The organism is Rhizobium sp. 18055 (assembly GCF_902706285.1).
GTDB lineage: Bacteria > Pseudomonadota > Alphaproteobacteria > Rhizobiales > Rhizobiaceae > Rhizobium.
Genome location: NZ_CACSKD010000015.1, coordinates 83,208 through 97,634, shown reverse-complemented (window position 1 = coordinate 97,634; position 14,427 = coordinate 83,208). Strand labels below are relative to the sequence as shown.

Sequence of the window (14,427 nt, the reverse complement as noted above, 5' to 3'; positions counted from 1 at the left end):
CCCACCTAGACCCGGGTTTGCCGGTCTTCCGTGATCTCGATCATTTCCTTGAAGTTTTCTGTCGAAAGCAAAACTGCCAGGCATTCTTCAGCGATCATTAGTTCCTCGTCGGTCGGGATGACATAAACGGCTACTCGACTTGCCGCCGTGCTGATCTTCAGGGCATTCGTCGCGTTCTCTTCGGGATCAAGTGCAAACCCCAACCACAAAAGTCTCTCGGCAACTCTCGCCCGTATCAGAGGTTGGTGTTCTCCGATCCCGGCCGTGAAAACCACCGCATCAAGACCTTCAAGCGTCGAGGCGAGTCGGCATATCTCGCCAGCGATACGTATCGTAAACAGCTCGAGTGCTTGTCTTGCCTCCTCGGCGTCGTTTTCAATCAGGACGCGGACATCGCCGCTGATCCCCGAAAGACCCAGCAAACCCGACTTGTTGTAAAGAATATCTTCTATCTCACGAAGCGATTTCTCGCCCGGCCCCAGCAAGTGGAGAATGACGCCAGGATCCAGCCAGCCCGGACGGGTCGCCATGGGAATACCATCAAGCGTTGAAAACCCCATGCTCGAATCCCGGCTAGCGCCGTTATGAACGCCGCAAAGACTGGCGCCGCTCCCCAGATGCGCGATAACCACCTTGCCATCCGCCACTTCTGGTGCCTGTGACCGCAATGAGCGCACCACATACTGATAGGACAGGCCATGAAAACCGTAACGCTTGATGCCGCGTTCATAATAGACGCGCGGGATTGCCAAGCGCCTGACCACGTCAGGCTGAGATGCATGAAACGTAGTATCGAAAGAAGCCGATTGAAATAGGTCCGGACGCGCGTCTCTGACGGCCGCAATCAGCCGAAGAGCCTGTGGCTGATGTAGCGGAGCAAGCTGGCCAAGCATTTCGATCTGCGCGATCGTCTCGTCGTTCAGCGCAACTGGACCGGTGAACACGTCTCCGCCATGTACAATGCGATGGCCCGCGCCGATTATTCTATCGAGGTCAAAATGTGCACTGGTCTTCTCGAACACTTCGTCGATCAGGCCGGCGAGATCGGCGGGGCGCTGAGACAGCGGAATGTTGAAACCTTCCAGACCTTTTCGCAGGACCAGGGTGAGAGCTACGGCTGCGAGATCGATGGCCGCCTTTCCCAGATGGACCGGACCCTGCTCCGTAACTTGGAAAATGCCGATTTTTACGGTTGAAGAGCCGGCATTAAAGGTCAGAAGTAGTGTCTCGTCCATTGAAGCCTCTCACTCTTTGTCCGCCGCGCCGCATTTCCCTGCGCATAGGGACGTCTCGCATCCGAACTCAGACCGAAGTCCGTCTCTTCTGCGGGACAACGAACACGTCACACGGCGCCTCCCACATAATTCCGCTGGCAACGCTTTCTACCAGAACGTTCAATAGCCCGCCGCGCCCCTCTGTCCCCGTCACCACGATGTCGATGTCATGGTCCATTGCGTAGCGGGCGACCAGTTCGGAAGGGTCACCGACCTCTGCCACGATAACCGGCTCGATGGATTGATGCTTCGCAATCGCCTTGTCGAGAAAATCCCGTGCCCTTTTGAGGCTCTCGGCCTCGAAGCTTCGCTCGTAGACGCCCGTGTCGTTTGTCCACGTTCTAAATGGCGGGTCCAGCGCGAGAAAAAGTGTGATTGTCTCCGGATCAAAATATTCTATGGCGGTTCTGAGAGCGTCAGCTGAGCCTTCCGAGAGATCGCTGGCAACCAGAACGCGCGCCCCGGAATCGATCGGTTTTTTCTTAACGGCCAACACCGGCACGACCACCATCCTCAAGAGCGAAGTCGTTGTCGAACCTAGGATCGATCGCCCAAGCTTGTCATTGCTCGAAATACCCGTGACGACGATATCTGGAGACATCTCCGCAACGAAGCCAGCAATAACCTCGTAGGCGGCCCCATGCCTGATCTCGACGTTGCTCTGCAACGTGTCGATTCCGGATAGCTCTTCTTCCAGCCTACACGCGGCATAAGAGATGGTTCGTGGGAGGGAAGCATGCGCGGTGGTCTGCGATGCGCTCACGGCGTCGGCCTCGAACGCGAAAAGGACCGTCAGTTTTGCGCGCCATTGCAGCGCCAACTGGATTGCCCGGTCCTGGGCCCTGTCACAACGCGCGGAAAAATCAGTGGCGAAGAGAATATGTCGTGGAAACTCCCTGCTCGTCATTACGCTGCTCTCCTTCCGCCGTGCGCTTCCTCCCGGTGCCGGCGTCTGTTCAAGACAACTGCGATCGGTCTGTCCAGACTACCTCATTTGTCGAGCGATACCATGTCAATCCTACCGCTTTGACGATCGCGTGAACAACCCACGGCAGATGGCCTCTGCAGCGGTTCAATCTGGCATATGTCGCGCCTGGTAGGCTCTGGCCAGAATTTTTGCCAGCGCGCAGGATACCAGTCGGACTTTGGGCAAATCAGCCCGGCTGGTCAGAATGATTGGGACCCGTGCGCCGAGAACCAAACCAGCGGCATCAGCACCCGCGAAATAGACAAGCTGCTTGGCAAGCATGTTGCCAGCCTCCAGATCCGGTACCAGCAGTATGTCGGCCCGGCCGGCAACCGGCGACGTGATCAGTTTTGCCTGCGCAGCCTCAATGTTGATCGCGTTGTCGAAGGCAAGCGGGCCGTCAACGATCGCGCCCTGGATCTGGCCGCGTGACGCCATAACCGTCAATGCGGCAGCATCAAGTGTTGCCGCCATCCTGCTGTTGACAGTTTCCACGGCGGCCAGAACAGCGACCAAAGGTCTTTCCACTCCAAGGTGACGAAGGAGATCGATCGCGTTTTGACAAATATCGCGTTTCTGGTCCAGGTCCGGCTGAATGTTGATCGCCGCGTCGGTAACCACCAGAAGCTTGTCATAGGCAGGGACGTCCATGATGTAGGCATGGCTCATTCGCCTTTCGGTCTTCAGGCCCGATCCGGAAGCGACCACTGCAGAGAGGAGCTCATCGGTATGCAGACTGCCCTTCATCAAGGCTTGGACTTTTCCCTGCGAGGCAAGCTCCACAGCGCGACATGCAGCCGCGTGACTGTGCTCCACCGGTTCGAGATCTATACCGGCAAGGCTGAGACCCGCGGCCTCCGCAATTGACCGGATCTTGCGTTCGGGTCCAACCAGCAAGGGGTCGAGAATACCCTGATCACGCGCATCCAGCGATGATCGAAGGGCGTCCACAGAGCAGGGATGGACAATAGCAGTGCGCATTGCCGGTTCGGACATCGCCTGCTGGATGTAGTCTCGGTAGCGTCCGTGTTCTCGTAGTTCGGGATTCACCGTGATTGCGCCTCCAGACGTCCTGAGCCCAGATCATTGACCTGCCTTCCAGGCACAATGCAAGCACCAAAAGTTAACGCGATAGTGTCTGCCGCCTCCGTGGTCTGGTGCGATGCACTATGTGAGCGACGATCCTTCCGTCAGCATCCAGCATTTCGATGAAAACTGTCATCTTGCTTTCCATCGCGATTTCACGGGCAACAGTTTTTCCGTAGGCGATAGCATCCGGGCGGTTGGCGGCAAAATAACCTGTTGCGTCCCGCATCGTCTGTGACCCCGACGAGATATTGTAGAAGTATTGGTCCATCACGCCTCCCCAGGTCCGCCGCCCTTGCGGTGCATGCAGCTCTTGAAGCCTACTTTGCTGCAGCTTCGGCCGTTACCGCCAGAATTCTATCTCCGGCAAAATCTCTCTCAATATCCGCGTCAGCTGCGACCTCAAAGAGGAAGGCATTTTTTCCCGCCGTCTTCGATTGATACATGAGCGCGTCCGCCTGCCTCAATAAATCTGGCAGTTCATTTGTGTTTTCCGGAGTGGCGACAACCGCGCCGACGCTGCATGTCACCGGCATATCGCAAGCGAGCAAAGCCTGCGTAAACCTCTCATGGAGGGCTGCTGCGAGCTGACGCGCCGCAGAGATCGATGTCGCCGGAATGAGTGCTGCGAATTCGTCGCCGCCGATCCGCCCCAGGCAGTCGCCACGCCGCATTGCGGAACCAGCAACCGAGCCGAAGGACTGAAGCACCCGATCACCCGCCTCGTGACCGTAGCGATCATTCACAGACTTGAAATCATCGAGATCGATGAAGAGCAACATTGCGTATTCTCGCTGGCGACGAGAAGCCTCCAGCAGCGCTGAAGCACATTGATGAAACGCAGCCTTGTTGAGAACGCCGGTCATTCGATCGCTAGAAGCAAGCGTCGACACGGCGTGGTAGGATTGCCGGAACGCGGCAGCAGCAATTGCGACGAATGCGAAAGCGACAACACGGGGGGCGGCATTTTGCAGCAACACTGCCGCATTGATGCTCTCGGTCAGCGTGAAACCTTTCGACAGGGTCACAGCTGCGGCGACCAAAGCGACCAGAAGGCCGATCTGCCGACCGCGCGTGAAGGCGGCGATGGCGATCGGGATAATGTATGCGCTCGCATAACAAACCTGCAGACGCGTTTCATCGGCGCTCCAATAGTCCAGCGTGGTGATAAGCAACAAAGAAACAATGGTAATGGTAAAGGCGCGGCGACCCGACATGCGCGCAAGCCGGTCGATATGGCTATCGACAGAGGGGAAGTCAGATATTGCCGCCATATGCTTCCTCGCGCCTCCAGTAATGTTCGGCCCCTCATGCCATAGGGATCGCCGCTGCTACGGCGAGCTGTATCCCGACAGGAAGACCTTTCAAACGGTCGTGATAGGAAGCCGACGCCCGAAATATCCGATAAAAATGTTAAATGGTGCTTAAAACCCGTCGCCTTAAAAGCGGCTTTCGCCTGATGTCGTTCGGGTGAAAAAGACGCATCCAGGACATCTGCGCCAGTTGGTGGCGAACAATATCCGCAAGTATCGCGGTGAGCGCGGTATAAGTCAGCAAGACTTCGCCCTGATGATCGATATGGACCGGTCATATTTCGGAGCGGTAGAACGCGGCGAGCGCAACATATCGATCGACAACCTCGAGCGAATTGCCAAGGGTCTCGATCTCCAACCCGCCTTCTTGCTGGTCAGCGATGACACGGTAACGATCCGGGAGTTGCTCGACAGATCGCGGACCTGACCTGCCGAGCCGCGAAATCGATCTCCTCCTTCGATCTCAGCCTCCCTGCCCTTGAGGGGCTTGACCTTGAGCCGAAGCTCATGCCTCCCGACAGTCAAGATAATCTATCCAAGCCGATAGTGTGCCCAAGAGCAAGTAAAAGAATCAGAAACACCAATTTCGGAATGAATTCAGGCGGCCAAAAAGATGTCTGACTTTCGGAATTCGCTGAAACCGTGATGCTCATAAATTCTCCGGGCAACCATCTTTCAGCCCCAATGAATGATCATCACCGCGGTCTCGCAAAACGGGCCAATGCCTGTGAGGCTTCGGGACCGGACTCGCAGAGCATCGTCAGTCGATGTAAACCCCCTCTGCATCCGGTCCTGAGTGCGCTTGATCGGCGTATCTGCAAATTACACCGAAGCCGTGTCGCGCGCATCGCACGGTAGCTCGACCAACGCAGAGCCGGGTTGATCGGGCGCGCTTCTTCATGATGCCTCGTCATCAGAATTCGTGCCAATCCTCCTTGACGGCAAGGTTTCCGACCACCGCCGCCTTTCTCGTCGGCATAGGTCGCGTCGAAACCGGCATTCTCGATGTCGTGAGCGGGGCGGTCTGAACGTTTCTTCCGTTGTGCGAGAGCTTGAATTGGCTCACAAGCGTACGCAAATTACCGGCCTCCTGAGCGAGGGAGGCGGACGCGGCCGTCGACTGTTCAACCATCGCTGCGTTCTGCTGTGTGGTCTGGTCCATCTGATTGACCGCCGTGTTAACCTCGGCGAGACCGGTCGATTGCTCCTTGGCCGAGGTCGCGATCGCGTCCATCAAGGTATTGATCTGAGACACGTAAGCACCAATGGCTTGCAGCGCCACGCCTGTATCGCCGACGAGCTTGACGCCATTGTCCACTTCGGTTGAGGAGTTGTGGATCAGCCCCTTGATTTCCTTGGCAGCGGTCGCCGAGCGCTGGGCGAGTTCGCGCACCTCCTGCGCAACGACGGCGAAACCCTTGCCGGCCTCGCCTGCGCGTGCGGCCTCGACGCCGGCGTTGAGCGCCAGAAGGTTGGTTTGAAAGGCGATTTCGTCGATAACGCCGATGATGTTGGAAATTTGTTGTGAGCTCTGCTCGATGCGCCGCATTGCCTCGACAGCCCGAGCCACCACCTGCGCAGATTTCTCGGCATCTTCATTGGCGAGGATCGCCACCGAACGGGCCTCGTCTGTGCGCTTGGACGATGTCGAGACATTGACAGTTATCTGGTCCAGTGCTGCCGCAGTCTCTTCCAATGCTGCGGCCTGTTGCTCCGTTCGCTTCGAAAGGTCGCTGGCGCCGGAGGCGATTTCCCGCGTGCCCGTGTCGATGGAATGGACCGTATCGAGCACGCCCGAGATGATCGTGCCCAATTGCTTGACCGAAGCGTTGAAGTCCTGCCGCAGCATATCGTATTCCGGTGCGAACACATTGGTGAGCTGGAAGGAAATGTCGCCCTGTGCGAGCAGTTTCAGGCCGTTCCCCAAAGTTTCCGTCGCAAAGCGAAGTTTTTCCGCCTCCTCGGCCACACGTCGGCGGTTCTCCGCGCTTTGCATGTCGTCGCGCGCCCGGTTTTCTTCCGCTTGGCGCTCGAGTTCCTTGTTGGTGATGCCGGCCTGTCGGAAAGTCGCGACCGCGGCCGCCATTTCTCCGATTTCGTCGGAGCGGCCGTCAAACGGGATTTTCGTAGCCAGATCGCCTTGCGCCAAGTTGCGCATCGAGGCTGTGATGTGCATGATCGGATTGGCAATGCCAACAACTGCGTAAACTATGGCGGCAATGGCGAATAGGGTAGTCAGGCCTGCCATAATCAACGTCCATGTCAACACCGTGCTGTAGGTGCTTTCACTCGACGCTGCGAATTCGCGGACGCGCTCGATGATAAAACTCACAAGCGCGTCCACATCCGTATTGGCCTTGATCGCGGCATCGTTCATCTTGGTCTTCAGAAGCGTTTCGGCCTCCTCCTGTTTGCCGGCCTGTTTCAGCAGTTCGAGTTCTTCACCCAGCTTGTCATAGGCAGACAGTGTGGTCGTGAACTGCTTGATCAGCTGTGCGCCTTTTTCGGTGCGAACCCCGTCTTCGTAGGATTTAATCGCCTGCCTTAAGTCGTCGGTGACCTTCTGGACGCCGGCCTTTTCCGTCGTCACTTCAGCCGGCGTGTCGGCAAGCAATTCCTTGGCCAGCCCCAGACGCAGAAGGTTGAAATCGCCCTTGATCGTGCGCGCGACGACAAGCCTGTCGACCCAGTAGCCGCTGATTTCCCGTGTATTGTCGTTGAGCTCGTGAATACCTTTCAACGACGCGAACGAGAGTGCTGCGATCAGCACCAGAATGCAGGAAAGCACGGCGACAAGAGCCGCCTTGATGCTAGGCCGTTTCATATTCGAACTCCACTCAGTCGGTAGCGGAATGTCATATTCCCTTGAGTGCCACCCTTCATGGTCGCTGTTAGTCAATTTGTAATGCATCTATCCTTAATTTAGGGTTAGAAGCAGAAGAGGCCGGTCGATTTATCCGCTGCAGCCGTGGTGTTTTTTACGGCACGCCCGGGCTGGAGATGTCCCGGAAACAAATACCCTTTGAGACGGCAATCGGTCTCCATCTTGCGTCAAGCCGTGGACTGGATTCTTGGATCGTATCCATGACAGCAAAACGGGGCCAGCATTAGGAAGTCTCGCCGATGCGCGGTATGCTTCGCTGCGCGAGGCGCAGAACCGTGACCGACTCGATCAGCGATCGATGGTCATCCCATCGCTTGTCGGCTTCGGTGATAGGAATGAGAAAAGGGCGCCCCGCCGACGCGCCCTTTTCTTTTGCCGTAACAGGGAGGGGGAATCCCGCTTCAGGCAAAACGTTTACTAACATCAGTTGCGGATCAGCCATGCACAGTCGCGATCGCATCCCTCGCACGCCAATTGGCATTGGACGACGGAGATCAGTTGCGCTGTCTCGGTGCAATAGATGTCGTGAATGTCTGAGAGCGCAAAATTGCGTCTTATGCCATTGTGAAGACCGATCAGCCTGCCGTCCTCAACCAAGGTAGGTTCCACGACATGAATGACCGAAGCGCCTGCCAGCATTTCTGCTTCGAACGTTATACGCATACTAGATCCATGAATTAGGCGACATCGGAAGGTTGGCCGCCTATGAAGTGGCAAGCCGGCGAAGGGTGTCGAGCTTCAGGAGTTCAACGCTGCGGCTGTTGTGCAGCCGAATGACACCCTGGGCGCGGAATCTCGACAATACGCGCGAGACGGTCTCAATCGTCAGACCGAGATAATCGGCCATGTCCTGACGGCTCATTGGGAGTTCGACCTGATCGTGTTCACCTTGACGATTGAGCATATCCATCAGGAAGGCTGCGATGCGCTCGCCGGCATTTTGCCTTCCGATCACCAAGAGGTGTTGCTGCGCTTTGATCATCGCCTGCAAGGCGGCCTTCATCATATTCGCCGGGACGGCATCATGTCTCGGCTGCGTGAAGGTTCTCAAAGCCGTCGGCACCAAGGTTTCGGCGAAAAAGTGGTGGTTGTCTTCTGGTTCGAAGCCGAAGGTCTCGCCCGCCAGATGAAACGCGATCACCTGGCGTCTGCCATCGGCAAGCAGCCGAAATATACGCACAGCACCATATTCGATCTGATAAAAGGCACCTGATTTCTCGCCCTGCGCGTAAATTTCCGCTTCCGCGGTGAATGTGGAGATTGGCGAAAGACGGGCAACGGATATCCTGTCGGCAAAGCTCGCGGCGCGGGCTGCGGGAGCGGGACGAGTGTCAGAATAGGCCAGCATGGGTTGCCTCCAGGGTGATTTGATGAACCGAGATTGCAGCATGTTGGATCTCCGGAAAATTCGCTTGTTCCTCTACGGAAATACCCTTACGGGCTTGGCAGATGATCCAGCAGCTCGATGAGTTCATTGCCATTGAACGGTGTGGAAAGCTCTGCAGCCGCTCCCCGATCGGCATAAGAGGTGATCCCTGTCGTCAAAAGGACGATCTTACGTCTCAATCGACCCAGCGACAGCCAGACGTCCTCTTCCGCCTTCAGCACTCGCGCGTCGATGACGGCGCAGGCGACCGTTTCCATTGATACTTTGGCGGCGCGCAAATTCACAAAGGACTCGACGACAAACCCCTCCGTCTCGAGGGCAAAGACCAACGATTGACGGAGACCCATGTCCGGCGCTACCACTGCAATTGTGTTTCGATCATCCACGTTCGAACCCGAAATTCGTGCGATTGAAGTCGCTGGAAGGTCCGAAAATAAACCGATGGATGATGCCGCGCCTTGCGCAGGATCAAATCTAGTTGGGGCCGAAACCCGCCGCCATCGCCATTCTCACGAGCTGGGGAAGGCTTTGCGCTTTCATCTTCGACATCACATTGGCTCGGTGAACTTCGACGGTGCGCGGGCTTATATCAAGATCATAGGCAATCGATTTATTTGGCAATCCCGCAACCACGGCGTTGAGCACCTGTCGCTCGCGTTCCGATAGAAACTCGAATCTTTGTCGAACGGATGCAATATCCTCCAAGTCCACAAGTTTGTCCTTCAGGCGCAGTGAAGCGCGCGTGAGTGCCTCCAGCAACACAGATTCCTCGAAAGGTTTTTCGATGAAATCGACCGCGCCGGCCTTCATCGCATCCACCGCCATCGGCACATCGCCATGGCCCGTGATAACGATTGATGGCAACATCACCTTCTGGGCCGTCAGGCAGCGCAACAGCTCAACGCCGCTCATATCGGGCATCCGAAGATCCGTGACCAGCACGCCGCTCTTGATATTGGGTGCGAAGTCGAGAAAGGCGGTCGCGCTTTCATGCACACGAACTGCATGGCCACTCATGGTCAGCATGAAAGCCAGCGACTTGCGGACCGCCTCTTCATCGTCGACGATATGGACCGTAAAATCATCCGAAGGCATGTCCCTGTCTCTCCCTATAAGCCGGTATTGTGAAGCGGAAGGTCGATCCGCCGGCGCTGTTGCCAAGTGCTTCCATCGTACCTCCGTGAGATTCGACGATCCGCTTGGAAATCGACAAGCCGATGCCCATGCCGCCAGGTTTGGTCGTCACGAATGGGGTGAATAGCTGCGCGGCGATCTCATCGGGAATGCCGGTTCCGGAGTCTTCGACAGTCACCTCGACTTGTTCATTTCCGGCGACGGCGACACCAACCCTCAACTCCTTGCGATCCGTGTCGCGCATGGCTTCAATGGCATTGCGGATCAGATTGATAAGCACTTGCTGTATCTGGATCCGGTCGACCAATACGAGTTGGGCATCTTCGGCGAAGTCGAAGACCGTGAAGACACCGCGCTCCCTTGAACCCACCAACGCCAGAGCGCCAGCCTCCTCCACGAGATTGCGGATGCTCTCCGGGCTCTTTTCCGTTTCGCCCTTGCTGACAAACTCTCTCAGGTGCCGGATAATCTGGCCGGCGCGCATGGATTGCTTCGACGTCTCTTCGAGAGCCTCACGCATCCGCTGGGCGGCCTCTCCGTCCAGGTCACGCGCCAGCCGCGAACAGCCATGCACGTAGTTTGCGATCGCCGACAGTGGCTGATTCAGTTCATGCGCAAGTGTAGACGCCATCTCTCCCATCTCGTTGAGACGCGCCAGTCGGGCGAGTTCTCCCTGGATTTCCTGGAGGCGCGCCGCCGATTCTTCCCGCTCTGTCAGATCGCGTATGAAGCCGGTGAAAAATGTCTGACCGGCGGTGTGCATTTCACCGACGGCGAGTTTCATGGGAAAGGTTGATCCGTCCTTACGTCGGCCCATGACAACCCGATCGACCCCGATGATGCGCTTTTCACCGGTCTTCAGATACCGATCGATATAACCGTCGTGTTCGTGTCGGTAGGGTTCGGGCATGAGGATCCGCAGATTCTGTCCGATCACCTCGGGTTCGCTATAACCGAACTGTCTCACAGCCGCCGCGTTGAAAGACACGATCGTACCCTCCTTCGTGCTGACGACGGTGGCATCCAGAACGGTATCGAGAATTGATCGAAGATGGGCCTCCCGCACTGACAGGGCTCGTGCCGATTCCGAGATCCTGGAGCGGGCAATCCTCAATAGTTCGCCGATTAGCAAAAATGAAACCCCGACCATGGAGAAGATCCCCGTTTCCGCAAAGCTGACAAATCTCTGGGGATGGGTTGTCAGAAGGATCATGGCTCCCAGCAGTGAGAGAGCGAGAGAGGCCAAGCCGGGTCCAAGTCCCCCGAGGACGGACGAAATCAGGATGGCTGGAAGGAAAAGCGTGAAAATGACACGGTCGTCCAGAGTTTCCTGTAAACCCAATCTCACCACAAATGCCAGACAGGTCCCTACCACTGCCACAAGATAGCTTGTCCGTCGCGTGTGAGAACGTTTGAGAAGAAAATCAATAACTCCCTCTGTCCCTTCGGTAATCTTGATAAAACTCATTGATTCTCCGGCACTCTATCGCGCAAAATTGTTCATTAGAGTGCCATACACAATGGGCCGCGAGAAGTAACGTTTGTCAATTTAATGGATGCAGGTCTAAGGGGATAGGCTCAGCCGATCAGTCGATCGCAAGGTCCTGCATTCTCGATGGATGGTGATTGATTTGGGCCTGCGGAGAATCCGGGGTGGAGGGGCGCCAAGGGTCACCCTATGGTCGAGCCAACCCACCGTCAAGCTCTGGTGTGCAGGCTGTGCCGAGCATGAAGCCTTTACGCCCGACCATCATTTCTTTGCGCGAACCGCCGGCGCAGCTTGCAGACATTTGGCCTGCCGAACGATAGGTGGCCACAATGCGGGCCAACCTTCGAGGCGGGCATCAGTCTTGTTCTTCGTCGCGAGCCGATATTTCCTGTCCAGCGCGTCGATAACAACGGCAAGCAGGTCGGTATAGCTTTCCAGAATCTCGACGAGTTCGGTATCTCCCATGGCCTTGGCTTTTGCGGCACGCGAATAAACGCGCAGCTCCGCTTCGCAGAGGGCTTCCCGTCGCGCAATAAGCTGTCCCAGATCCATGCGCTTGCCACCAGCTGTAAGTCGTCGGAACGGTCGTGCTCTTCAAAGCCTCACGGCTGATCTCAAACGCCGCGGACCAGATGAACTCTATGCATCTGTTTTCGAGAAATCCAGCACGATCCTGCCATCGATCTTGCCTTCCTTCAGCTTGGAAAAACCGTGTTGATGTCTTCGAGCGGCACCTTACGAATCTGGGCCGTGACCTTACCTTCCGCCGCGAAAGCCAGCGCTTCTGCGAGATCGCGCCTCGTGCCGACGATCGACCCTCGAACTGTGATGCGCTTCAATACGACATCAAATATGGGGGTCGGAAATTCACCAGGCGGAAGGCCGACCAAGCTTACAGTGCCTTTGCGCCGCACTATCTGCAGAGCTTGGGAAAAGGCGGGTGGTGAAACGGCGGTGACGAGGACGCCATGTGCGCCGCCGCCGGTCACGGCCAGGACGTCTTCAATTGCAGACATCTGTCGGGCATCGACGGCATAATCAGCGCCAAGATTGCGTGCGAGATCGAGCTTATCTTCGCTTACGTCGAGTGCTATGACCTTATAACCCATGGCCTTGGCATATTGTATTGCGACATTCCCCCAAACCGCAGATGCCTGAAAGCAACCCATTCACCGGGTTTTGCCTCGGTTTCATTTAATCCCGTGTAGGTGGTGACGCCAGCACACAGGATTGGGGAAATCACGGCAAAGTCGACGCCTTGCGGAAGGCGCGCCGCGAAGGCCGCCGATGCGACCACATCCTCGGCAACGCCGCCATTGCAGCTGTATCCAGTATTGTGCTGGTCTTCGCAGAGCGTTTCCCAACCGGTTTCGCAATATTCACATTTGAGGCACGCGTCATGAAGCCACGCCACACCAACCGGATCGCCAAGTGCAAATTCCGTGACGCCCGGGCCAAGCTCAACGACGACACCAGCTGCTTCATGTCCAGGAATTTAAGGCGGGTTTGGCTTGACGGGCCAGTCTCCATCGGCTGCATGCAAATAGGTATGGCAGATCCCGCACACCATGACTTTGACGAGGATCTCGCCCGGCCCCGGGATCGGGACCGGCACGCATTCGATAGAAAGTGGCTGTGCGAATTGGTGTACAACCGCAGCTTTCATCATCCGCGTCATGTCGATCTCCACTTGGTTGTGCCTCGGCAATCATGAAGCAGTCGCGCGAAAACTCGATCAATTGATGACAGCGCGTCAGAGAATGTTCCAACCGCAGGGCGATCAGGCTGCGGCCGCGAATTCCACGCGGTTTCTGCCATTGCGCTTGGCTTCATAAAGTGCTTCGTCGGCAGTTTTTAGCGCGCTCTTGATGCTCAATTGAGCATAATTTCCTGCAACTATCCCCAGGCTTATCGTAATGGTCACAGCCTTCGGCCCGGCGAGTACGGTGGTTCGCTCGACGGATATGCGGATCTGCTCGGCGATCGCCTGACCGCTCTCCAGCGTTGCGCCTGGAAGGAGAACGGCAAATTCCTCCCCGCCAAATCGGGCGACGACGTCGGACTTTCGAACGCAGGTCGAGATTGCGTGTGCTATCGCCACGAGAACGTCATCGCCTGTGTCATGTCCATGAGTATCGTTGACGAGTTTGAAATGGTCGATGTCAATCATCAAGATCGCGAAGTCTGCCCGCGCACCAACGGCACCTTCGAGGACGGAAGATGCCTGTGCATAAAACGCGCGCCGGTTCGCCAACCGCGTCAGAGGGTCGACCGCGGCGTCTCGTTCCAGGGCCTGGAAGAGTGCCCAGCGCTTTCGTTCATTGGAGAGCAGATCGTAGAGCAGCATGATGCCAATCGCGTTGATGGCAACAAAGGGCAGGGCGATCTCGAGGAACACAGTTAAGGAGACGGAACCTCCCTGCCAGACCGAAAACATCATCGGCCAGGGCGCGATCAGAGCAAGTGTAAACGATCTCGAAAATCGCCATGAAAAGCGGCGTTCCGCCATTACGGCAATGACATAGCCGATCAGCGTGGTCGCCAGAATTGCAACGATTTCCGCGTTCGCCGACTGTCCATCGGAAAGCAGACGACAGCCGCACGCCACCAGCAAGGTGATTGTCGACCCGACGGCGCCGGCGAACGTATAGGCAAGAGCCAAAACCGCGACGCGCCCGTCATAGGAAATGCCTCCGCCGAAATGCACCGGATCGGTCAGTGTCGCGACCGACACGACGCCAAACAGGCACCCAACCAACAAATTGCAGCGAAACTCGGATCGGCTCACTCTGATCGCGACGGAATAGGCGAGAATAACCAGGGAGGAGTAAGCGATACTCCTGAACAGTCCGACCGATAAGAGCGCCACATCCATCTTAGACTGACGGTTTCA

At 56.7% G+C, this 14,427-nt stretch carries 13 protein-coding genes and 2 pseudogenes; 1 reads left to right on the top strand and 14 read right to left on the bottom strand.

What is annotated here, in order from left to right; all coding sequences use genetic code 11:
- Nucleotides 1–5 precede the first annotated feature (5 nt).
- The 5 genes and pseudogenes from GVL52_RS22350 to GVL52_RS22330 form a co-directional block, all read right to left on the bottom strand.
- Nucleotides 6–1,235 carry an acetate/propionate family kinase gene (locus GVL52_RS22350; protein ID WP_160011159.1) on the bottom strand — a complete coding sequence of 410 codons (1,230 nt, stop codon included), beginning with the start codon at nt 1,233–1,235 and terminating at the stop codon, nt 6–8.
- Nucleotides 1,236–1,302: 67 nt separating this feature from the next.
- On the bottom strand, nt 1,303–2,181 hold the full coding sequence (locus tag GVL52_RS22345) for a universal stress protein (RefSeq protein WP_160011157.1): 879 nt from the start codon (nt 2,179–2,181) through the stop codon (nt 1,303–1,305).
- Nucleotides 2,182–2,346: 165 nt separating this feature from the next.
- Nucleotides 2,347–3,279: pseudogene (locus GVL52_RS22340) on the bottom strand (bifunctional enoyl-CoA hydratase/phosphate acetyltransferase); the annotation flags it as partial.
- Between the two features lie 85 nt (nt 3,280–3,364).
- Nucleotides 3,365–3,598 (bottom strand): hypothetical protein, encoded by a 234-nt coding sequence (locus GVL52_RS22335; protein WP_159952696.1) that lies wholly within the window; start codon nt 3,596–3,598, stop codon nt 3,365–3,367.
- A 49-nt stretch (nt 3,599–3,647) separates the two neighbouring features.
- Nucleotides 3,648–4,601, bottom strand: a complete 954-nt coding sequence (locus GVL52_RS22330; protein ID WP_159952695.1) for a GGDEF domain-containing protein — start codon at nt 4,599–4,601, stop codon at nt 3,648–3,650.
- Between the two features lie 232 nt (nt 4,602–4,833).
- On the opposite strand from GVL52_RS22330, the gene GVL52_RS22325 reads away from it, so the two are divergent.
- Nucleotides 4,834–5,067: a helix-turn-helix domain-containing protein gene (locus tag GVL52_RS22325; RefSeq protein WP_244619252.1), complete on the top strand. Its 234-nt coding sequence runs from the start codon at nt 4,834–4,836 to the stop codon at nt 5,065–5,067.
- Nucleotides 5,068–5,553: 486 nt separating this feature from the next.
- Here GVL52_RS22325 and GVL52_RS22320 read toward each other — a convergent pair whose 3' ends face one another.
- The 9 genes and pseudogenes from GVL52_RS22320 to GVL52_RS22280 form a co-directional block, all read right to left on the bottom strand.
- Nucleotides 5,554–7,464, bottom strand: a complete 1,911-nt coding sequence (locus tag GVL52_RS22320) for a methyl-accepting chemotaxis protein (RefSeq protein ID WP_160011155.1) — start codon at nt 7,462–7,464, stop codon at nt 5,554–5,556.
- A 283-nt stretch (nt 7,465–7,747) separates the two neighbouring features.
- Nucleotides 7,748–7,966 (bottom strand): hypothetical protein, encoded by a 219-nt coding sequence (locus tag GVL52_RS22315; RefSeq protein ID WP_160011153.1) that lies wholly within the window; start codon nt 7,964–7,966, stop codon nt 7,748–7,750.
- 261 nt (nt 7,967–8,227) lie between these two features.
- Nucleotides 8,228–8,872, bottom strand: coding sequence for a helix-turn-helix domain-containing protein (locus GVL52_RS22310; protein WP_159952691.1), 645 nt, complete (start codon nt 8,870–8,872; stop codon nt 8,228–8,230).
- Between the two features lie 86 nt (nt 8,873–8,958).
- On the bottom strand, nt 8,959–9,297 hold the full coding sequence (locus GVL52_RS22305) for a hypothetical protein (RefSeq protein ID WP_160011151.1): 339 nt from the start codon (nt 9,295–9,297) through the stop codon (nt 8,959–8,961).
- 88 nt (nt 9,298–9,385) lie between these two features.
- Nucleotides 9,386–10,006, bottom strand: coding sequence for a response regulator FixJ (gene fixJ, locus GVL52_RS22300; RefSeq protein ID WP_160011149.1), 621 nt, complete (start codon nt 10,004–10,006; stop codon nt 9,386–9,388).
- Nucleotides 9,993–11,513, bottom strand: a complete 1,521-nt coding sequence (locus GVL52_RS22295; protein WP_160011147.1) for a PAS domain-containing sensor histidine kinase — start codon at nt 11,511–11,513, stop codon at nt 9,993–9,995. The genes fixJ and GVL52_RS22295 overlap by 14 nt, the downstream gene beginning before the upstream one ends.
- Before the next feature lie 282 nt (nt 11,514–11,795).
- Nucleotides 11,796–12,086 (bottom strand): hypothetical protein, encoded by a 291-nt coding sequence (locus GVL52_RS22290; protein ID WP_160011145.1) that lies wholly within the window; start codon nt 12,084–12,086, stop codon nt 11,796–11,798.
- Between the two features lie 87 nt (nt 12,087–12,173).
- A pseudogene (locus tag GVL52_RS22285) lies at nt 12,174–13,212 on the bottom strand (zinc-dependent alcohol dehydrogenase).
- Between the two features lie 102 nt (nt 13,213–13,314).
- Nucleotides 13,315–14,409 carry a GGDEF domain-containing protein gene (locus tag GVL52_RS22280; protein ID WP_160011143.1) on the bottom strand — a complete coding sequence of 365 codons (1,095 nt, stop codon included), beginning with the start codon at nt 14,407–14,409 and terminating at the stop codon, nt 13,315–13,317.
- Between the last annotated feature and the right edge of the window lie 18 nt (nt 14,410–14,427).